This is a genomic window from Psychromarinibacter sp. S121 (assembly GCF_049801035.1).
Lineage (GTDB): Bacteria > Pseudomonadota > Alphaproteobacteria > Rhodobacterales > Rhodobacteraceae > Psychromarinibacter.
Map to the genome: position 1 here is coordinate 24,725 of NZ_JBNAGE010000005.1, position 18,658 is coordinate 43,382.

Sequence of the window (18,658 nt, forward strand, 5' to 3'; positions counted from 1 at the left end):
CATCATGGGTCCTGCGCCGGACGTCGCAGGTAACAGGTCAGCATTTCCGAGATCATCGCCGCGCGCTGGTCCAGCCACGCCTCGTCGATCGGCACCTTGAAGACGGCGCGCAGCGTGTGCTTGTTCGAGACGGGGAAGTAGCAAAGCGAAGCGATGGTGATGTACAGTTCCACCGGGTCGACATCGTCGCGGATCTGCCCCGCCGCCGCGCCGCGTTCAAGGAACTGCCGGATCGAGTCGATCAGCGGCGACTGGATCTCTGCCACGTCTCCGATCTGCCGGATCGCATTGCCGCCCAGCAGGTTCTCGGTGTTCAGCATCGAAACAAACCATGGCTTCGATACGAAGTGGCGCAGGGTGAAGCCGACCAGTTCGCGCACGGCTTCCTCGGGGCTCAGGTCCTCGAGTTTCAGCTTCCGTTCGCCCTGCCGGATCTGCACGTAGCTTTCGCGCAGCGCCGCCTTGTACAGCTCCTCCTTGTCGCCGAAGTAGCTGTAGATCATCGGCTTCGACACGCTGGCCTTCTCGGCGATGGTGTCGATGCGCGCGCCGGCGTGGCCGTGCGCCGCGAACTCTGCCAGCGCGGCTTTCAGGATCCGGCGTTTCGACGCGGCAGCGTCGCGCTTCACGGGTTTGGGTGCGGATTGGTTCATGGCTTCCTGCCCTCCGGTTGCTCGGTCGGGCCGCGTTTCGTACCGATCACCTTGCCGACGGCGCGCCGGGTGACGGGCATCGACAGGACGATGCTGAGCGCGATGATCACCACGAAGGCCAGCGAGATCGGCCGGGTGAAGAAAGGCTCGAGCGACCCGTTAGACAGGGTGAGCCCACGCCGCAGGGATTTGTCCAGCAAATCGCCAAGAATAATGCCCAGAACCAGCGGCGCCATCGGGTAATTCATCTGCCGCAGGACGAAGCCGATCAATCCGAAGGCGGCCATCACCCAGATGTCGAAGACCCGTTGCGTCAGGGCGTAGGGCCCGATGACGCACAGCGTGAAGACCACGGGCATCAGCAACTCGCGCGGGATGCGCAGGACAAGGATGAACAGGCGCGTCAGCGACAGGCCGTAAATCGCGATCGCGATGGTCGCGAGGATCAGCATGGCCGCGATCGAGTAGATGAACGTCGGCTGCTCGAACATGATCATCGGGCCGGGCCGGACGCCATGGATGAACAGCGCCGCGATCAGCACCGCCGCCGGGGCCGAACCGGGCACCGCAAGGGTCAGCGCCGGGATCAGCGCGCCGGGTACAACCGCCGAGTTGCCCGTCTCTGCCGCCGTCAGCCCCTCGTAGGAACCCTTCCCGAACTGGTCCTTCTCCTTGCTGCTGCGCTTGGCGGCGGCGTACGAGGCCCAGGCCCCGATATCCTCGCCCACGCCGGGGATGATGCCGACAAGGGTGCCGATCACGCCGGACCGGCCGATCGTGATCTTATAGCGCCACAGGTCGGACAGACGGGGAAGAACGCGGTCTTCCTTCAACTCCTCGGTCGAAAGCTCTGCCTTGCGGCGCCACATGACGGTCAAAACCTCGGCGAACCCGAACGCGCCGACCATCGCGGGGATCAGCCCGATGCCGCCGTTCAGTTGATCGAAGCCGAGGTTGAAACGGACGTGCGCGTGGATGCCCTCTGATCCGACCATCGCGACCATCAGGCCCAAAAGCCCCGCCATGTAGCCCTTCAGCGGGCTCACGCCGCCGGTCAATTGGCCGGAGATCACGATGCCGAACACGGCGAGCCAGAAGAACTCGAACGAGCCGAAGTCCAGCGCGATGGCGGCCAGCGCGGGCGCAAGCAGGACCAGCAGCAGGATCCCCACCAGCGTGCCCATGGCGGACCCGGCGGTGGCCAGTGCCATCGCGTAGCCCGCCTGCCCCCGCTGCGCCAGCGGGAAGCCGTCAAGCGAGGTCGCGGCGGATGCGGGCGTGCCGGGGATGTTCAACAGGATCGCAGAGCGCGAGCCGCCATAGATCGCGCCGACGTACATGCAGATCAGCACGAGGATCGCGCTGTCGCGGTCCAGCGTGTAGGTCAAGGTCGTCAACAGCGCCACGCCCATGGTCGCGGTCAGGCCCGGCAGGCTGCCGACGAGGATGCCCAGCAGCGTCGCCCATGCGACGTGGAACAGGCCCATCGGCGTCATGAACTGGCCCAGCCCGGACAAAAGTGCGTTCAGCGCCTCCATCACGGCAGCCTCACAAGGAAGCCGTAGCGGAACAGCGCCGCCACGCCCACGGCGACCGCCACCGCGAAGACGGCGACGAAGATCATGCGTTTCGCGTTTCGGGCCTGCGGCTCTGCCGGTTGCCACGAGAACCATCCGGCGAAGATGAAGATGTACAGTGCCGCCGCCGCGGCGAAGGGCAGCGTGCCGACCAGCAGCAGCGCGAACACGCAGCTCCATGCGGCGGCGAAGCCGAAGTCCGTCCAGTTGCCTTGCACCCCGGATGCGTCGGGCGCCGTCTGGCCGCGCGTCGACAGGGCCAGCAGCACGGCGCACAGCATCATCGCGGCGCCAAGGATCATCGGAACGAGGCCGGGAATGCTGGCCGGATGGATCTGCCGGCTCTCAAGCCGGTCCATCACGAAGCCTCCCCAACTCATTGCCGCGCCAAGCGCGAAGAGAGTGGCCGCGGTGATGCGGTCAGCGGCGGGTGTGTCGAAACGCATGGTATTGCCTTCTGGAAACGCCGGCGCGGGCGGATGCGACGGGCCGGGTGTCCGCGCGCGGCGCACCGCGCGCGAACCCCATTCGCTTACATGCCTTCGGGGCAGTCGATGCCGATCTCGGACGGATCAAGCACCGCCTCGCCCCGCGTCACGCGGGCACAAGCCTCGGCGATGACGACCGGCATCGCTTTGTCCATGGCTTCCTCGCCAAAGCTGGGCGCGAACACGGCGCCGCGCTCGGTGGCGTAGGTCATCAGCGCTTCCGAGGTCATCACCTTTTCGGCCCAGATCTGGTCGACGGTGTCATAGACCTCCTGCGGGGCGCCGGTCGGGATGAACACGCCGAAATAGTCCGGCGCGACATGCATGTCCGGCAGCCAGTTGGTGATCGGCGGGATCGGGTCGAGCCCCTCGATGATGAGTTCGCCGTCCGACAACACCGCCAGCGGGCGGATCTTGCCTGCGCGGATCATCTCGGTCTGCTCTACCGCAAGCTGGGTGGTGACCATCGTCTCGCCCGCCGCGGTCGCCAGAACCGCCGGGTTGCCGCCGTCGTAGGTGACCATGCGCGCCAGAACGTCGCCGCCCGCCGCTTCGTTGATCGCGGCCAGCGCCATGCCGCCCGACGAGTTCACACCAGCGGTGCCGACGGTGACCGAGTCGTCCGACTTCATCGCTTCCAGCAGTTCGCCGAAGTCCTGATACGGGGCGTCGGCATTGACCGAGATCACCGGCACGTTCGCGACGTGCAGGTAGATGTGGTAATCCTCGATCGAGGTATCCTCGACCAGCCCCGTCACCGCGTAGGTGGCGTTGTTGGCGATGGCGTTGGCGGTCCAGGTGTAGCCGTCGCGCGGTGCGTCGAGCGCGGCCTTGGTGCCGATAGAGCCCGAAGCGCCGGGCTGGTTCACCACGACCACCGGCGTGCCGAGTGCCTCCTCCAGGATCGGCGCGACGACCCGCGTGACCTGATCGGTCGATCCGCCAGCGGACCACGGGACAATGATGTTGATCGGCTTGTCGGGCTGCCACTGCGCGAGTGCGGGACCCGCGGTGGCGGAAATCGCCAAGACCGCGGCTCCGGCGAGCCGCGCCAGATTCTTGGTAAGCATGATTCTCCTCCCATATGCTACCTACTGGTAGGTAACTAAATCTTCGCGAATCCGTCAACGCCCTGCTGGCGGACAGCGGCCAGGGAGACAGGATAAGGAGGATGCAAGAGGTCAGCGCGAAAGGCGTTTTCTTACGCCTTTTTCGCCGGTTATTATCTTAAATTCATTTTGCGCTTAACGGTGCAATCAGCCTGCCCGCACTCCGTGTGTGGGATGCGGGCCAGCCTGAAGGACGACTTATTCCGACGGCATAAACCCGGCGATAAGCTGCCGAAGCCCGATTGCCGTGCCGAAGGCGATCGCCGCAACCGTCACCGGCGCAGAGGCCGCGAGGACAGAGAATGCGGACAGCCCCTGCCCCACGGTACATCCCATCGCGACGGCCGCACCGACACCCATCAGCACCGCGCCAAGGATCTGCCGGCGAAGCTCGCGGGGATCCTCGCAGGCTTCCCAGCGGAACCGACCGTTGACCATGCTGCCCAGCAGCGCGCCGCAGATGACACCGGCGACCGAGCCGACGCCGAAGCTGACGGTACTTCCGGACGAGGTCATCAGATACAGGATCGTATCGCCCAGCGGCGCGGCGAAGGTGTGCGACACCACCTCGGGCGCGGCGAATCCGGTCGCGGCGATCCAGCTTGTCCCCACCCACGCGCTGACGATGGCCAGTCCGACCGCCAGCGACCACGCGATAGCAGAGGGTTTTGCAAGCATCTCGGCATCCCACAGCGACGCGGCGAGAATGACCGCGCCGATCACCAGCCCGACCAGCGGCAGGCCAAGGCCGGTCAGCCCCGACAGGTGGTGTGCGATGCCGGGCACCGCCCCTGTTATTTCTTCTTGCGGGAAGACCCAGACGCGCAGTTCCGCCAGCGGGCCGGACATGGCGACATAGGCGGACAGCCCCATCACCAGCACGATCACGAAGGCGCGGATGTCGCCGCCGCCAAGCCGCGCCAGCGCGCCGAAACCGCAGTTCCCGGCCAGCGCCATGCCATAACCGAAGGTGATGCCGCCCGCGATGCTGGCCAGCGGGTTCCACGCCAGACGCAGATAGGCGGACTGTTCGACAGAGGCCCAGCCAAGCGCCTGCGCGGCGAACGTTCCGATGACGGCGGCGCCGATGGCGACGCCCCACATCCGCAATCGCAGCAAGCTGCCGCCGTACAGCGCATCCTCGATCGCGCCCAGCGAACAGAAACGACCCAGTCGGGCGGCGAGCCCCAGAAGGACGCCACCGAATACCCCGACGAGCGCCGCAGCGAGCGGCTCGCCCAGCACCTCCAGCATCTGATCTCCTCCCTTGCGCCGGTCAGACGCCCGGCGCTTATCTGCGACAGAACAGGTCGTAGACGACGCTGATTATTTGGGTCGTGCGGTCATCCGTCAAGCGGTAGTAGATTGCCTTGCCCTCGCGCCGGGGCTTCACCAGCCCTTCCAGCCGCAGCCGGGTAAGCTGTTGCGAGACCGCCGCCTGCCGGGCCGAAAGCAGGTCCTCCAGCTCGGTCACCGACTTCTCGCCCGTCGCGAGATGGCACAGGATCATCAGCCGGCCTTCGTGGCTGATCGCCTTCAGGAAGTTCGCTGCAAGCTCTGCGTTCTCGGCGATACGATCCATCTCTTCCGGAGTCGTGGTCTCCGAAATCACGGGCAACCGCCCCTGTTGGTCGGTTTCGTCGTCGGTCATCGCCCCGTGGTCGGGGCCGCTTGCATCGATCGGAGTCATGCCGCGCAAAACACTACCCTCCGGCGCCATAGTCAATGCCTGCATCGTCCAACATGCGCTGAAGCAGGCCCCAGAAGAAATCCTCGCCCGGGTAACCTTCGATCCTGCTGATTTCGCGACCATTTCTGAGAAGCACGAAAGTCGGCGTGATCCTGAGCGGCCCGGCAAGGTCGACGTTTTCGGGCAGCGGCTCGTGAATATCGACGCGCAACAGCGGCGCCGAACGGCCCTCTGCGGTCTTTGCGTACTCCGGCGCGACGTCGGCATCCCACCGGGCGCAGTAGATGCAGCCCCGCTGTTCGCCCATCAGCAACAGCGTGTCTTCGCCCGCGGCCATGGCGCCCCCCGGAAACAGCAGGCCCATGATGACGAGCAGTCGAGCGAGGAATTGACCGATCATATATAAGGATCATAATATGTTTATCTGAAGCCGACAAGCGAACCGGGGGGAGAATGTTCGACGTCACGCTGACCGGGGCGCTGATCGCCGGTTTACTGTCATTCCTGTCGCCATGCGTGCTGCCGATTGTGCCGTTCTACCTGTCCTATCTTGCAGGTGCGGGAATCAACGCGCTGCAATCCGGCGAAGAGCTTCCGCCCGGCGTCCGCAAACGCGCCGTTCTGGCCTCGATCATGTTCGCCCTTGGCGTGGCCACGATCTTCGTCGGCCTTGGCGCGGCGGCCACCGCCTTCGGCCAGCTTGTGCGCGAGTGGTTCGGCGTTCTGCGCTGGGTCGCGGCAGCGGTGATCATCGCGATGGGACTGCATTTCCTTGGCGTGATCCGGATCGGCATCCTGTACCGCCAGTTCAACACCGGTGCGGGCGACACCAACAACACCAGCATCTTGGGCGCCTACGTGATCGGGCTGGCCTTTGCCTTCGGCTGGACGCCCTGTGTCGGCCCGGTGCTGGCGGCGATCCTGTTCATGGCGGGCGGGCAGGAAACCGTCGGCGAAGGCATGCGCCTGCTTCTGGTCTACGCCATCGGCATGACGGCGCCCTTCGTCCTCGCGGCCGCGTTCATCCGGCCGTTCCTGAACTGGATGCGCCGGTTCCGCAAACACATGGCGGCGATCGAGAAGGCGATGGGCGTGCTGCTGATCGTCTTCGGCATCCTGATCGCCACCGAAACCGTCAACTGGATCGCGAACTGGATGGTCGGCTTCTGGCCGGGCATCGGTTGAGCAAGGGAGGAAGCAATGAAACGTTACCTGATCGCGCTTGCCGCAGTCTTCTGGGCCGGCGCCGCGCTTGGCGCGGAACTCGGCGATGACGGCCTGCACAAGGCCGACTGGATGCGCGACACCTTCAAGGACCTGCGCGAAGACCTCGCCGAGGCCAATGCCGAAGGCAAACGCCTGATGGTGATCGTGGAACAGCGCGGCTGTATCTACTGCACGAAGATGCACGAAGAGGTGTTTCCGCGCCCGGAAATCGCGGAGTACATCAACGAACACTACTTCGTGGTGCAACTGAACCTGCACGGCTCGACCGAGGTGATCGACTTCGACGGCGAAGCGCTGGAAGAAAGGGCGCTGACGCGCAAATGGGGCCTGCTGTTCACCCCCACCCTGCTGTTCTTCCCCGAGGACGTCGCCGATGGAACCACCGGCGCTCAGGCCGCCGTGGCGGTGATGCCGGGCGCCTTCGAGGCGGGCACGACGATCGACATGCTGACCTGGGTGGTCGAGGAACGCTATCTCGACGACAGCGAGGATTTCCAACGCTACCACGCCCGCCGGTTCGAGGAACGCCGCGCGGCCGGAACCGAGTGACGTTTAACCCATCATATTATTCATTCCTATGAATTTGATGTTGCGTATTGGGCCGACACGCGTCTAAGCTTTCCTTCATGAAGACGGGAGGAGTCATGAAAACAACTAGCTTGCTGGTTGCGGCGGGAGTGTGCCTTGCAGGCGCCGCGCTCGCCGGACCGCCTGCCCCCTCGGACGTTGTGTACGAGGATGGGGCAGTCGCCATGTCATTGACCGGGGTGCCCGGCGATCCGGAAAACGGCCGGTCGATCATGAACAAGGGCGCGGGCAACTGCATCGCGTGCCACGAGGTCACCGCGCTGGCCGATCTGCCGTTCCATGGCGAGATCGGGCCAATGCTGGACGGCGCCGCCGACCGCTGGACCGAGGCCGAACTGCGCGGGATCGTCGCCAACGCCAAGGTCATGTTCCCCGAGTCGATGATGCCGTCGTTCTACCGGACCGACGGCTACATCCGTCCGGGTGACGCCTACACCGGCAAGGCGGCCCCGACGCCGCTGGAGCCCCTGCTCACCGCGCAGGAAATCGAGGACGTGGTCGCCTTCCTCATGACGCTGAAGGAAGAGTGACCGAGGCAGGAATGGGAGAAACATCCATGAGTTACACAAGACGTCAGACGCTGGCCATCGGGCTGGGCGCCGCCACCGCGGCCCTGCTGCCCTATCGCGCCGCGCTTGCCGCCGCCGAGGACGACATCGCGGCCTTCACCGGCGGCGCCGAAGTCGGCACGGGCGGCATCACGCTGACCGCGCCCGAGATCGCCGAGAACGGCAACACGGTTCCGATCGAGGTATCGGCCCCCGGCGCGGTGTCGATCCTGATCCTCGCCGCCGGCAACCCGAACCCGGGTGTCGCCACGTTCAACTTCGGCCCGCTTTCGGCCTCGCAGAGCGCTTCGACGCGGATCCGCCTCGCCGGGACGCAGGACGTGGTCGCCGTCGCCAAGATGGCCGACGGCAGCTTCGTCAGCGACCGCAAGGAAGTGAAGGTCACCATCGGCGGCTGCGGCGGCTGAGTCAGGGAGAGGACTAGTAAAATGGCAGAAGGTGTCAAACCGCGCGTCAAGGTGCCCAAGTCGGTCTCGGCCGGTGAAACCATCACCATCAAGACGCTGATCAGTCACCAGATGGAATCGGGCCAGCGCAAGGACAGCGACGGCAACGTCATTCCGCGCTCGATCATCAATCGCTTCGTGGTCGACTTCAACGGCGAGAACGTCATCGACGTGACCCTCGAACCGGCGATCTCGACCAACCCCTATTTCGAGTTCGAAGCGACCGTGCCGGAAGCGGGCGAGTTCCACTTCACCTGGTACGACGATGACGGCTCTGTCTACGAGAGCGTGCAGGAGGTTGCGGTCAACTGATCCGCCGACGGCAGCCCCGGCGGGTCACCGGCGGGGCAACTCAAGGGAGGAAAACATGAAAAAAGCCTACGCTCCCGGTCTCGGGACAGCGACCGCTCTGGCAGCGGTGCTGGCCCTGACCGGACCCGCCCTCGGCGACCCGGACGACGACGCGCTGGTGATCAACGGCGAGACCGAGATCATCACCGAGGCTCCGGCCCCCGAGCACATGGAATACATCGACACGATTTACTCGGGCTGGCGCTTCCGCACCGATGAGACGCAGGCGCTGGAACTCGACGACTTCGACAACCCGGCGATGCTGGCTGTCGACGCGGCGATCGACATGTTCGGGACGGTCGAGGGCGCTGCCGGCGAAAGCTGCGCGTCGTGTCACGACGATCCGGAAAGCTTTGCCGGTCTGGCCGCGCATATGCCCAAGGTCGACGAGGACGGCAAGCTCGTGGTGATGGAAGACCTCATCAACGAGTGCCGGACCGACCGGATGCAAGCCGACGAGTGGAAGTGGAACAGCCTCGACATGCAGTCCATGGTCGCGCTGATCGGACTTCAGTCGCGCGGCATGCCGGTCGACGTGGCCATCGACGGCCCCGCCGCCCCCTACTGGGAGCAGGGGAAAGAGATGTACTACACCCGGTACGGCAAGCTCGAACTGTCCTGCGCCAACTGTCACGAAGACAACTGGGGCAACATGATCCGGGCCGACCACCTGAGCCAGGGCCAGATCACCGGCTTTCCGGTCTACCGCCTGAAGCAGGCCACCCTGATCTCGCGGCACAACCGCTTCAAGGGCTGTATCCGCGACACGCAGGCCGAGACCTTCAAGGAAGGCTCGGACGAGTTCCGCGCGCTTGAACTCTACGTCGCCTCGCGCGGCAACGGCCTGTCTGTCGAGACCCCCGCGGTTCGTCAGTAAAAGAAAGCCGCGCTCCGACAGGGGCGCGGCTTTCTCTGCCCTCACGAATGCAAATATGCGAATGTTAAAACAACACAGAGGCGCCAGATGATCTCTCGTCGAGACTTTCTGCAGGCCGCCATGGCGTCGGCGGCGCTGTATGGCGGATCGGGCTTCGGGAACTGGTCCCGGCTCGCGGCCCAGCAGGCGCTGTCGCAGGATGACCTCCTGTCCTTCGACAGCTTCGGCAACGTCAGCCTGATCCACGTCACCGACATCCATGCCCAGCTGAAACCGATCTGGTTCCGCGAGCCCGAGATCAATCTCGGCGTCGGCCCCAACAAGGGCGAGGTTCCCCATATCACCGGCGCCGACTTCCGCCGCCTCTACGGCATCGACGACGGAAGCCCCTCGCACTATGCGCTGACCTACGACGACTTCACCGCGCTCGGCAAAGCCTATGGCCGCATGGGCGGGCTGGACCGGGTCGCCACCGTGATCAACGCGATCCGCGCCGACCGGCCCGACGCGCTGTTGCTGGACGGCGGCGACACGTGGCACGGGTCCTACACCTGCTATCACACGCAGGGGCAGGACATGGTCACCGCGATGAACGCGCTGAAGCCTGATGCGATGACCTTCCACTGGGAATTCACGCTGGGCACAGACAAGGTTCTGGAACACGTGAACGCCCTGCCCTTCGCGGCGCTTGGCCAGAACATCTTCGACGCCGAATGGGACGAGCCCGCAGAGAACTTCAAGCCCTACGAGATGTTCGAGCGCGGCGGCGTCAAGATCGCCGTCATCGGGCAGGCCTTCCCCTACATGCCGATCGCCAACCCCTCGTGGATGTTCCCCGAATACAGCTTCGGCATCCGCGACGAGCGCATGCAGGAGATGGTGGACGAGGTTCGCGGCATGGGCGCCGAACTGGTGGTCCTGCTGTCCCACAACGGCTTCGACGTCGACAAGAAGATGGCCGGTGTCGTGACCGGCATCGATGTGATCCTGTCGGGCCACACCCACGACGCCCTTCCCGAGCCCGTGCTTGTGGGCGAGACGATCATCGTGGCCTCTGGCTCCAACGGCAAGTTCGTCAGCCGCGTCGACCTTGATGTGCGCGACGGCCAGATGATGGGCTTCCGGCACAAGCTGATCCCGATCTTCTCGGATGTCATCGCGCCCGACCCCGAGATGACCGCCGTCATCGACGAGATCCGCGCACCGCATCTGGCGCAGCTGGAAGAGGTCATCGGCACTACCGACAGCCTTCTGTACCGCCGTGGCAACTTCAACGGATCGTGGGACGACCTGATCTGTCAGGCCCTGCTGGAAGAGCGCGAGGCGGAAATCGCCCTGTCGCCCGGCGTGCGCTGGGGACCCAGCCTGATGCCCGGCGACGCGATCACGCGCGAAGACATCTGGAACGTCACCTCGATGACCTACGGCCAGGCCTATCGCACGGAAATGACCGGCGAATTCCTGAAGGTCGTGCTGGAAGACGTGGCCGACAACCTGTTCAACCCGGACCCCTACTACCAGCAGGGCGGCGACATGGTGCGGACGGGCGGGCTTGGCTACCGCATCGACATCACCAAACCGCAGGGCGAGCGCATCAGCGACATGACCCTGCTGAAATCGGGCGAGTCCATCGACCCGTCCCGCAGCTACGTGATCGCCGGCTGGGCCAGCGTGAACGCGGGCACAGAGGGCCCGCAGATCTGGGACGTGGTGGAAAGCCACATCAAGCGGATCGGCACGGTGACACTCGACCCCAACACCAGCGTCCAGGTCGTGACGGGCTGAAGTACGGAGATGAAGTCATGAGCAAAGACCACAAGGCAACGACCTCGCGCCGCGGCTTCCTGAAGTCCGCCGTGGCCGCCGGGGGCGCGACGCTTGCCGCCGGGGCCGCGCGCGGCGCGGAAGGCGATCCGGCGATCCTCGAGTTGCAGGAATGGAACCAGGTGCTGGGCGACGGCGTCGACGCCCGCCCCTACGGCACGCCCAGCCAGTACGAGGCGCATGTGAAACGTCGCAGCGTCGAGTGGCTGACCGCTGACCCGATCTCGTCGGTGAACTTCACGCCGCTGCACGAACTGGACGGCATCATCACCCCCAACGGCGTCTGCTTCGAGCGTCATCACGGCGGCATCGCCGAGATCGACCCGGCGCAGCACCGCCTGATGATCAACGGTCTGGTCGAGCAGGAACTGGTCTTCACGATGCAGGACCTGATGCGGTATCCGCGCGACAACCGGGTCTATTTCCTCGAATGCGCGGCGAACTCGGGGATGGAATGGCGCGGCGCGCAGCTGAACGGCTGCCAGTTCACCCACGGCATGATCCACAACGTGATGTATACCGGCATCCCGCTGCGCTACATCCTCGAAACCGCCGGGCTGAAGACCAACGCCAAGTGGATCCTGCCCGAAGGCGCCGACGCGTCGGGCATGACCCGCTCGATCCCGATCGAGAAGGCGCTCGACGACTGCATGGTCGCGTTCAAGATGAACGGCGAGGCGCTGCGCCCGGAACAGGGCTACCCGCTGCGGCTGGTGGTGCCGGGCTGGGAAGGCAACATGTGGATCAAGTGGCTGCGCCGGATCGAGGTGGGCGACGAGCCGTGGCATCACCGCGAGGAAACGTCGAAATACACCGACCTGCTGGAAAACGGGCAAGCGCGCCGCTTCACGTGGGAGATGGACGCCAAGTCCGTCATCACCAACCCGTCGCCGCAGGCGCCGATCCTGCACGGGCCGGGACGCACCACCATCACCGGTGTCGCATGGTCGGGCCGCGGCTCGATCCCGCGGGTCGATGTGACCATCGACGGCGGCAAGAACTGGCACGCGGCGCGCATGTCGGGGCCCAGCTTCGACAAGTCGATGCACCGCTTTTACTACGAGTTCGACTGGGACGGCTCGCCGCTGCTGCTGCAGTCACGGGCGCATGACAGCACCGGCTATGTGCAGCCGACGAAGAACCAGCTGCGCGAATGGCGCGGGCTGAACTCGATCTATCACAACAACGGTATCCAGACATGGTACGTCAACGAGCAGGGGATCGCCGAAAATGTCGAAGTCTCTTAGTAGCCTGCTGATCCCCGCAGTCGGCGGGGCGGCCCTTGTGCTTGGCGTCTCTTACGGCCTTGCGACCCGCAGCTATCGCGCCGATGTGGCCGAGCTTGCCGAAAAGCAGGCCGCCGCCGCCGAGCAGCGCGCAGCCGCCGAGGCCGAAAAGGTTGCGGCCCTGACCACGCAGGTCGAGGAACTGAATACCTCGGCCACCGACCTGACGACCCAGATCGAGGAACTGAAGTCCAGCGTCGTGCCCGCAGGGCTTGGCGACCCGCTTCCCGAGGGCGAGACCTTCAGCCTTGGCCGTGCGGCCACCTCTGACGAGGTCGCGGCGTGGAACATCGACATTCGCTATGACGGTCAGGGCCTGCCAGTCGGATCGGGCGACGCGCTGACAGGCGAAGAGCTTTACACCGACAATTGCGCCATGTGTCACGGAGACTTCGGCGAGGCCATCGACCGCTGGCCGGTGCTGGCCGGGGGCGAAGGCACGCTGGACGGTGAGGATCCGGTGAAGACGATCGGCTCGTACTGGCCGTACCTGTCGACGGTATTCGACTATGTCCACCGCGCCATGCCCTTCGGCAATGCGCAGTCGCTCAGCGATGACGACGTGTATGCCATCGTCGCCTACCTTCTGTATCTCAACTACATCGTCGAGGACGACTTCGTCCTGTCGAACGAGAACTTCACCGAAGTCCGCCTTCCAAACGAGGATAACTTCTACATGGACGACCGCGCCGACGGCGAGCTTGCGGCGTTCTCGGAAGACGCCTGCATGGAGAACTGCAAGGAAACCGTCGAGATTACCGCCCGCGCCGCGGTCATCGACGTGACCCCGGACGACGCCGCCGCACGCGAACGGCTGGAAGCCGCGGCCGCCGCCGCCAACGACGACGCGCCCGAAGCCGATGCAGCGGCGGAAGTCGAGGAAGCCAGCGCCGAGGCCCCCGCCGACGAAGCCCCCGCCGAGGAAGCGGCCGAAGAGATGACGGCCGAGGCGGATGACGCGATGGCTGCCGATCCGGAACTGATCGCAGCGGGCGAGAATGCCTTCAAGAAGTGCAAGGCCTGCCATCAGGTCGGCGAAGGCGCGAAGAACCGCACCGGCCCGGTGCTGAACGACCTGTTCGGGCGCGTCGCGGGCAGCATCGACGGCTTCAAGTACTCGTCGCCCTTCGCAAAGCTCCACGACGAGGGCTTCACGTGGACCGAGGAAACGGTGGCCGAGTTCCTTGCGAAGCCGAAGGACTACATCAAGGGGACCAAGATGTCCTTCGCAGGCTTCAAGGATGCCGAGGACATCGATGCCATCGTCGCCTACCTGCGGACCTTCGACGAATGACCGCCAGGACGGCGTCCCTGACCGTCGCGCTGGTTGCCGGGTTCGGCCTTGCCGGACCTGCGCCCGCCGACGACATCGGGGACGCCGCGCGCGGCAAGGCGTTGTTCGGCCTTTGCAAGGGTTGCCATCAGGTCGGGGCCGATGCGTCGAACCGCATCGGCCCGATCCTGAACAATATCTTCGGACGACGCGCCGCGACGGTCGAAGGGTTTCGGTATTCCAAGGCGTTCGACCGTGCCGGGTCCAAGGGGCTGGAATGGCACGCCGACACGCTGCACGCCTTTCTCGAGTCCCCCCGGGCCATCGTGCCCGGAACGCGTATGAGTTTCCGCGGCATGGACGACGCGCAAGAGCGCGCCGACCTGATCGCCTACCTTCGAACCTTCTCGGCCTCGCCGGCCAACTACCCGGAATCCGATCCGACCGCCCGTCCCACCGACCATGACCTCGACCCGGCGATCCTCGCCATCGAGGGCGATGCGGAATACGGCGCGTATCTCTCAAGCGAATGCACGACCTGCCATCAGGCCAAGGGCGGCGACGAGGGCATCCCCTCGATCGTCTACTGGCCCGAGGAGGATTTCGTCGTCGCGATGCATGCCTACAAGACCGGATCCCGCACGCATCCCGTGATGAACATGGTTGCCGGGCGGCTCGGAGAAGAAGAGATCGCGGCGCTTGCCGCGTATTTCGCGGCCCCGGACGACTAGGGGCGAAAACAGGGAGGAGACAATGAAATTCAACAGACGCACGTTCGTGGCGACTGCCGGCGCGGTATTGGCCGCGCCGAAGGTTCAGGCCGCGGCGCACGGGATGCCCCGTGTCGTGGTGGTCGGCGGCGGCGCCGGAGGAGCGACCGCCGCGCGCTACATCGCGAAGGACTCGAAAGGCGAGATCGACGTCACGCTGATCGAGCCGTCGCGGACCTACTACACCTGCTTCTTTTCCAACCTTTATCTCGGCGGCTTCCGCGAGCTTGACAGCCTTGCCCATACCTACGGCACGCTGGCCTCGGAATACGGCATCAACGTTGTCCACGACTATGCCGTCGGGGTGGACCGCGACGCCAGGACCGTAACGCTCGCCAGCGGCGCCAGCCTGCCCTACGACAAGCTGATCCTGTCGCCCGGCATCGACTTCGTCGACGGCGCGGTGCCCGGCTGGGACGTTTCGGTCCAGAACAAGATGCCCCACGCCTTCAAGGCCGGTTCGCAGACCGAGCTTCTGAAGGCGCAGGTCATGGCGATGCCCGAGGGCGGCACCTTCGCGATGATCGCGCCGCCCAACCCCTATCGCTGTCCGCCGGGACCCTACGAGAGGGTGTCGATGGTGGCGTGGCAACTGAAGCAGACCAACCCCACCGCCAAGATCCTGATCGTCGACCCGAAAGAGAAGTTCTCGAAACAGGGTCTGTTCGAGGAAGGCTGGCAGAAGCACTACGGCGGAATGATCGAGCGGATCGGCCCGGATTTCGGCGGCAACAACGTCTCGGTCGATGCGGATGCGATGACGATCGACATCGACGGCAGCGTCGAGAACGTGGACGTCTGCAACGTCATCCCCGCGATGAAGGCCGGCCACATCGCCGAGGTCGCGGGCGTGACCGACGGCAACTGGGCGCCGGTGAACCCGACCGACATGTCGTCGAAGGCGGACCCGGACATCTACGTGCTGGGAGACGCCAGCCAGCAGGGCGACATGCCCAAGTCCGGCTTCTCGGCCAACAGTCAGGCCAAGGTCTGCGCCAACGCCATCCGCGGCGCGCTGACCGAAAGCCGCGTGTTCCCGGCCAAGTACACCAACACCTGCTGGTCGCTGATCGCCGTGGACGACGGCGTCAAGGTCGGCGCCAGCTACGAGCCGACCGAGGAAAAGATCGCCTCGGTCGAGGGCTTCGTGTCGCAGACCGGCGAAGACGCCGCGCTGCGCAAGGCCACTTACGAGGAATCCGTCGGCTGGTATGCCGGCATTACCGCCGACATGTTCGGCTGACGCCTCCCAGGTCCGGCCCTTCGCGGGGCCGGACCACCCTGCCCCGAAACACTTTGAAACGCACCGGAAAGGACCGCGCCATGAAACTGCTTCTCGCCCTAGCCTCTGCCGCCACGCTTGGCCTTGCGCCGTCCGTCTTCGCGCAGGACGCTATCACCTACGACTATGCAGGCAGCTTCGACGACGCCACCTTCGCGCTGGAATCGGCCATCGTCGACCACGGGCTTGTGATCGACTACGTCAGCCACGTCGGCGACATGCTGAACCGCACCGGCGAGGACGTCGGCAGCGACGTGATGCTGTTCGAGGCGGCGGACATCTACATCTTCTGCTCGGCCGTCGTGTCGCGGCAGGTGATGGAGGCGGACCCGATGAACATCGTGCACTGCCCCTACAACATCTTCGTCGCCGAGATGGACGGCAAGGTGACCATCGGCCACCACGACTATCCCGACGGCGCGATGGACGCGGTCGAAGAGCTTCTGGCCGGGATCGTGAAGGACGCGATCGCCGAATGATCCTGCCGCCGGGAGCCCCGGATTGACGCAGATCATGCCAACCGCCGTGGCTGCCGGGTAGCCTGCGGCGGAACGAAAGACGCCGGATGCTGGAAACCCTGATCGACACCTATGGCGAGGCGCCGCTTCTGGGCGCAAGCGGCCTTGCCGTGGGGCTTCTCTTCGGGGCGGCGGCGCAGCATTCCCGCTTCTGCCTGCGCGCCGCCACCATCGAGGTCGCCGAGCGCCGGCCCGGAGAGCGCATGGCGGTCTGGCTTCTGGCCTTCTTCTCGGCGCTTCTCGCCACGCAACTCGCCATCCTTACCGGGGTTCTGGACGTCTCTGGCGCACGGCAACTGGCCGCGACGGGCAGTCTCAGCGGCGCGGTGATCGGCGGGCTGATGTTCGGAGCGGGGATGATCCTTGCCCGGGGCTGCGCAAGCCGCCTGCTGGTGTTGTCGGGCACCGGCAACATGCGCGCCCTTGTCACCGGCCTGATCGTCACGCTGGTCGCACAGGCCTCGTATCGCGGCATCCTTGCCCCCGCGCGCGAGGCGATCGCGGCACTGTGGACCGTTCCCGGCGGCGGGTCGCGGGATCTTGCCGCCCTGCTGGGCCTGCCGGGCTGGGCCGCGACGGCTTTCGGCGTGGCCGGACTGCTGGCAGGGCTGGAACTGGCGCGACGGCACTGCGTGCGCGTCAGCCGGGTGCTGGCCGGCGGTGTCGTGGGCCTCGCCGTCGCCCTTGGCTGGATGGCGACCTACGCCATCGCGTCCGTTTCGTTCGAGGTCATCCCCATCGCCTCGGTCACCTTCACCGGGCCGTCCACCGATACGCTGATGGCGCTGGTCGCCGAGCGGAACCTGCCGCTGTCCTTCGGCATCGGCCTTGTCCCCGGCGTCTTCGCGGGCTCGGCCATGACGGCGCTTGCGACCGGGGAATGGCAGATCCAGCGCTTCGGCGCCGATACCCCGATGGAACGCTACCTTGTCGGAGCGGTGCTGATGGGCTTCGGCGCGATGCTGGCGGGGGGATGCGCCGTCGGCGCCGGCGTTTCAGGCGGCGCGATCCTTGCGCTGACGGCGTGGGTAGCGGTGGCGTCGATGTGGGCCGGTGCGCTGCTGACGAATGCCCTGCTTGGCCGTCACAGCGCCCAGCCCACCCTGTCCTGACCCCTACTCCGCCGCGTCGAAGCGATAGCCGTCGCCGTCCGCTGCCACGCGGCCAATTCCGCCTCCGGGCAGGTGGAACCCCGCGACGGTCCGATCCTCGGCCACCAGCCGGTCGAACAGCGCCACCCGCGTGGCCGCCGCAGTCTCGGGGTCCTGATCGCTGCCCAGCTTCCAGCCCGGCCAGCCGAAGGAGATATGCGGGTTGGCGATGGCGTCGCCGGTCACGAAGACGCCGCCTCCGTCGCCTATGATGTCGAAAGACATATGCCCCGGCGTGTGCCCGACCGTCGCGACGGCGGCAATACCCGGCAGCACCTCTTCGCCATCGTCGAAAAAGTCGATCCGGTCCTCCAGTATCGCCAGTCGTCGCGCCGCGCCCACCGCGAAAGCCTGCCGCTCTGCCCCGATTTCATCCACCGTCTCGGGCCGGGTCCAATAGTCCCACTCGGCCCGCCCGATGCGGTACTCGGCATTCGCGAACACGAGATCCTCGAAGTCGTCGATGATCCCCCACAGGTGATCCGGATGCGCATGCGTGAACAGCAAATGCGTCACGTCCTCGGGTGACACCCCGGCTGCGTCGAGACTGTCCAGCAGGGAACCGGCCGAGGGCATGAACTCTCCGCCCGAGCCCGCGTCGAACAGAACCGTCATGTCGCCCTTGCGGAACAGGGTAAGGTTGCAGGGCGGCTCGTACGATCCTTCGCCGAACCCGTAGCGCGAAGCGACCTCGGCCTTCTCGGCGTCGGTCAATTCGCTCAGCACGAAGGCGGGCGGCAGGACAAGGTTGCCATCGCTGACAGTGGTCAGGGTTCCGCCCGCCACCGCCACATTCGCGACCGCGCGGGTCGTGAAGATGGGCAAGACGGCGCTTGCGGCCATGGCGATGCAAAGATCACGACGATTCATGCCGGTTTCTCCTCCCAAAGAAATCACAAATTCGCTTTGGTGAATGTTATAGAGAGAAACCCGCCCCGGCCAGCGGCAATGCCGCTGTCCCTTCGTTTTCCGTAACGCC

At 65.5% G+C, this 18,658-nt stretch carries 21 protein-coding genes; 13 read left to right on the plus strand and 8 right to left on the minus strand.

The annotated features are described in order from the left end of the window. Positions 1–2: 2 nt before the first annotated feature. The 7 genes from ACP156_RS20750 to ACP156_RS20780 all read right to left on the minus strand — a co-directional run bounded on the left by ACP156_RS20750 (position 3) and on the right by ACP156_RS20780 (position 5,917). On the minus strand, positions 3–653 hold the full coding sequence (locus tag ACP156_RS20750; RefSeq protein WP_425053299.1) for a TetR family transcriptional regulator: 651 nt from the start codon (positions 651–653) through the stop codon (positions 3–5). Further along, a complete protein-coding gene (locus ACP156_RS20755) occupies positions 650–2,191 on the minus strand; it encodes a tripartite tricarboxylate transporter permease (protein WP_425053300.1) in 1,542 nt (513 codons plus the stop codon). The genes ACP156_RS20750 and ACP156_RS20755 overlap by 4 nt, the downstream gene beginning before the upstream one ends. Beyond that, a complete protein-coding gene (locus ACP156_RS20760) occupies positions 2,191–2,676 on the minus strand; it encodes a tripartite tricarboxylate transporter TctB family protein (protein ID WP_425053301.1) in 486 nt (161 codons plus the stop codon). Before ACP156_RS20760 ends, ACP156_RS20755 begins: the two co-directional genes overlap by 1 nt. 86 nt (positions 2,677–2,762) lie before the next feature. After that, on the minus strand, positions 2,763–3,788 hold the full coding sequence (locus ACP156_RS20765) for a Bug family tripartite tricarboxylate transporter substrate binding protein (RefSeq protein WP_425053302.1): 1,026 nt from the start codon (positions 3,786–3,788) through the stop codon (positions 2,763–2,765). A gap of 237 nt (positions 3,789–4,025) precedes the next feature. Beyond that, a complete protein-coding gene (locus ACP156_RS20770; RefSeq protein WP_425053303.1) occupies positions 4,026–5,081 on the minus strand; it encodes a YeeE/YedE family protein in 1,056 nt (351 codons plus the stop codon). 37 nt (positions 5,082–5,118) lie between these two features. Next, positions 5,119–5,409 (minus strand): ArsR/SmtB family transcription factor, encoded by a 291-nt coding sequence (locus ACP156_RS20775; protein ID WP_425053518.1) that lies wholly within the window; start codon positions 5,407–5,409, stop codon positions 5,119–5,121. 121 nt (positions 5,410–5,530) lie between these two features. Beyond that, a complete protein-coding gene (locus tag ACP156_RS20780) occupies positions 5,531–5,917 on the minus strand; it encodes a hypothetical protein (protein WP_425053304.1) in 387 nt (128 codons plus the stop codon). A gap of 53 nt (positions 5,918–5,970) precedes the next feature. On the opposite strand from ACP156_RS20780, the gene ACP156_RS20785 reads away from it, so the two are divergent. From ACP156_RS20785 to ACP156_RS20845, 13 genes are all read left to right on the plus strand, one after another. Then, positions 5,971–6,702 (plus strand): cytochrome c biogenesis CcdA family protein, encoded by a 732-nt coding sequence (locus ACP156_RS20785; RefSeq protein ID WP_425053305.1) that lies wholly within the window; start codon positions 5,971–5,973, stop codon positions 6,700–6,702. Between the two features lie 15 nt (positions 6,703–6,717). Next, a complete protein-coding gene (locus tag ACP156_RS20790; RefSeq protein ID WP_425053306.1) occupies positions 6,718–7,293 on the plus strand; it encodes a thioredoxin family protein in 576 nt (191 codons plus the stop codon). A 95-nt stretch (positions 7,294–7,388) separates the two neighbouring features. Beyond that, positions 7,389–7,862, plus strand: coding sequence for a sulfur oxidation c-type cytochrome SoxX (gene soxX, locus ACP156_RS20795; protein WP_425053307.1), 474 nt, complete (start codon positions 7,389–7,391; stop codon positions 7,860–7,862). A gap of 26 nt (positions 7,863–7,888) precedes the next feature. Continuing rightward, positions 7,889–8,308: a thiosulfate oxidation carrier protein SoxY gene (gene soxY, locus ACP156_RS20800; protein ID WP_425053308.1), complete on the plus strand. Its 420-nt coding sequence runs from the start codon at positions 7,889–7,891 to the stop codon at positions 8,306–8,308. Positions 8,309–8,329: 21 nt separating this feature from the next. Next, entirely contained in the window at positions 8,330–8,659 is a 330-nt protein-coding gene (gene soxZ / locus ACP156_RS20805) for a thiosulfate oxidation carrier complex protein SoxZ (RefSeq protein ID WP_425053309.1), read from the plus strand. Between the two features lie 55 nt (positions 8,660–8,714). Further along, positions 8,715–9,575 carry a sulfur oxidation c-type cytochrome SoxA gene (gene soxA, locus ACP156_RS20810; RefSeq protein WP_425053310.1) on the plus strand — a complete coding sequence of 287 codons (861 nt, stop codon included), beginning with the start codon at positions 8,715–8,717 and terminating at the stop codon, positions 9,573–9,575. 87 nt (positions 9,576–9,662) lie between these two features. Beyond that, positions 9,663–11,360 (plus strand): thiosulfohydrolase SoxB, encoded by a 1,698-nt coding sequence (gene soxB, locus ACP156_RS20815; protein ID WP_425053311.1) that lies wholly within the window; start codon positions 9,663–9,665, stop codon positions 11,358–11,360. A 17-nt stretch (positions 11,361–11,377) separates the two neighbouring features. Next, entirely contained in the window at positions 11,378–12,646 is a 1,269-nt protein-coding gene (soxC, locus tag ACP156_RS20820; RefSeq protein ID WP_425053312.1) for a sulfite dehydrogenase, read from the plus strand. Continuing rightward, positions 12,630–13,979 carry a c-type cytochrome gene (locus tag ACP156_RS20825; RefSeq protein ID WP_425053313.1) on the plus strand — a complete coding sequence of 450 codons (1,350 nt, stop codon included), beginning with the start codon at positions 12,630–12,632 and terminating at the stop codon, positions 13,977–13,979. The genes soxC and ACP156_RS20825 overlap by 17 nt, the downstream gene beginning before the upstream one ends. Next, positions 13,976–14,689 (plus strand): c-type cytochrome, encoded by a 714-nt coding sequence (locus ACP156_RS20830; RefSeq protein ID WP_425053314.1) that lies wholly within the window; start codon positions 13,976–13,978, stop codon positions 14,687–14,689. The genes ACP156_RS20825 and ACP156_RS20830 overlap by 4 nt, the downstream gene beginning before the upstream one ends. Positions 14,690–14,711: 22 nt before the next feature. Continuing rightward, entirely contained in the window at positions 14,712–15,971 is a 1,260-nt protein-coding gene (locus ACP156_RS20835) for an FCSD flavin-binding domain-containing protein (protein WP_425053315.1), read from the plus strand. Between the two features lie 80 nt (positions 15,972–16,051). After that, complete coding sequence (locus ACP156_RS20840) at positions 16,052–16,489, plus strand: DUF302 domain-containing protein (RefSeq protein ID WP_425053316.1); 438 nt, start codon at positions 16,052–16,054, stop codon at positions 16,487–16,489. An 86-nt stretch (positions 16,490–16,575) separates the two neighbouring features. Further along, positions 16,576–17,640, plus strand: coding sequence for a YeeE/YedE family protein (locus ACP156_RS20845; protein ID WP_425053317.1), 1,065 nt, complete (start codon positions 16,576–16,578; stop codon positions 17,638–17,640). A 3-nt stretch (positions 17,641–17,643) separates the two neighbouring features. Here ACP156_RS20845 and ACP156_RS20850 read toward each other — a convergent pair whose 3' ends face one another. Continuing rightward, positions 17,644–18,549, minus strand: a complete 906-nt coding sequence (locus ACP156_RS20850) for an MBL fold metallo-hydrolase (RefSeq protein WP_425053318.1) — start codon at positions 18,547–18,549, stop codon at positions 17,644–17,646. Positions 18,550–18,658: the final 109 nt, after the last annotated feature.

Excerpts from the sequence above, each read along its gene's own strand:
- ACP156_RS20770 (WP_425053303.1), bottom strand. The coding sequence starts at position 5,081 with ATGCTGGAGGTGCTGGGCGAGCCGCTCGCTGCGGCGCTCGTCGGGGTA.
- ACP156_RS20790 (WP_425053306.1), top strand. The coding sequence starts at position 6,718 with ATGAAACGTTACCTGATCGCGCTTGCCGCAGTCTTCTGGGCCGGCGCC.
- ACP156_RS20835 (WP_425053315.1), top strand. The coding sequence starts at position 14,712 with ATGAAATTCAACAGACGCACGTTCGTGGCGACTGCCGGCGCGGTATTG.
- ACP156_RS20765 (WP_425053302.1), bottom strand. The coding sequence starts at position 3,788 with ATGCTTACCAAGAATCTGGCGCGGCTCGCCGGAGCCGCGGTCTTGGCG.
- ACP156_RS20755 (WP_425053300.1), bottom strand. The coding sequence starts at position 2,191 with ATGGAGGCGCTGAACGCACTTTTGTCCGGGCTGGGCCAGTTCATGACG.
- ACP156_RS20760 (WP_425053301.1), bottom strand. The coding sequence starts at position 2,676 with ATGCGTTTCGACACACCCGCCGCTGACCGCATCACCGCGGCCACTCTC.
- soxX (WP_425053307.1), top strand. The coding sequence starts at position 7,389 with ATGAAAACAACTAGCTTGCTGGTTGCGGCGGGAGTGTGCCTTGCAGGC.
- ACP156_RS20830 (WP_425053314.1), top strand. The coding sequence starts at position 13,976 with ATGACCGCCAGGACGGCGTCCCTGACCGTCGCGCTGGTTGCCGGGTTC.
- soxC (WP_425053312.1), top strand. The coding sequence starts at position 11,378 with ATGAGCAAAGACCACAAGGCAACGACCTCGCGCCGCGGCTTCCTGAAG.
- soxB (WP_425053311.1), top strand. The coding sequence starts at position 9,663 with ATGATCTCTCGTCGAGACTTTCTGCAGGCCGCCATGGCGTCGGCGGCG.
- ACP156_RS20825 (WP_425053313.1), top strand. The coding sequence starts at position 12,630 with ATGTCGAAGTCTCTTAGTAGCCTGCTGATCCCCGCAGTCGGCGGGGCG.
- soxA (WP_425053310.1), top strand. The coding sequence starts at position 8,715 with ATGAAAAAAGCCTACGCTCCCGGTCTCGGGACAGCGACCGCTCTGGCA.
- soxZ (WP_425053309.1), top strand. The coding sequence starts at position 8,330 with ATGGCAGAAGGTGTCAAACCGCGCGTCAAGGTGCCCAAGTCGGTCTCG.
- soxY (WP_425053308.1), top strand. The coding sequence starts at position 7,889 with ATGAGTTACACAAGACGTCAGACGCTGGCCATCGGGCTGGGCGCCGCC.
- ACP156_RS20845 (WP_425053317.1), top strand. The coding sequence starts at position 16,576 with ATGCTGGAAACCCTGATCGACACCTATGGCGAGGCGCCGCTTCTGGGC.
- ACP156_RS20775 (WP_425053518.1), bottom strand. The coding sequence starts at position 5,409 with ATGGATCGTATCGCCGAGAACGCAGAGCTTGCAGCGAACTTCCTGAAG.
- ACP156_RS20750 (WP_425053299.1), bottom strand. The coding sequence starts at position 653 with ATGAACCAATCCGCACCCAAACCCGTGAAGCGCGACGCTGCCGCGTCG.
- ACP156_RS20785 (WP_425053305.1), top strand. The coding sequence starts at position 5,971 with ATGTTCGACGTCACGCTGACCGGGGCGCTGATCGCCGGTTTACTGTCA.
- ACP156_RS20780 (WP_425053304.1), bottom strand. The coding sequence starts at position 5,917 with ATGATCGGTCAATTCCTCGCTCGACTGCTCGTCATCATGGGCCTGCTG.
- ACP156_RS20840 (WP_425053316.1), top strand. The coding sequence starts at position 16,052 with ATGAAACTGCTTCTCGCCCTAGCCTCTGCCGCCACGCTTGGCCTTGCG.
- ACP156_RS20850 (WP_425053318.1), bottom strand. The coding sequence starts at position 18,549 with ATGAATCGTCGTGATCTTTGCATCGCCATGGCCGCAAGCGCCGTCTTG.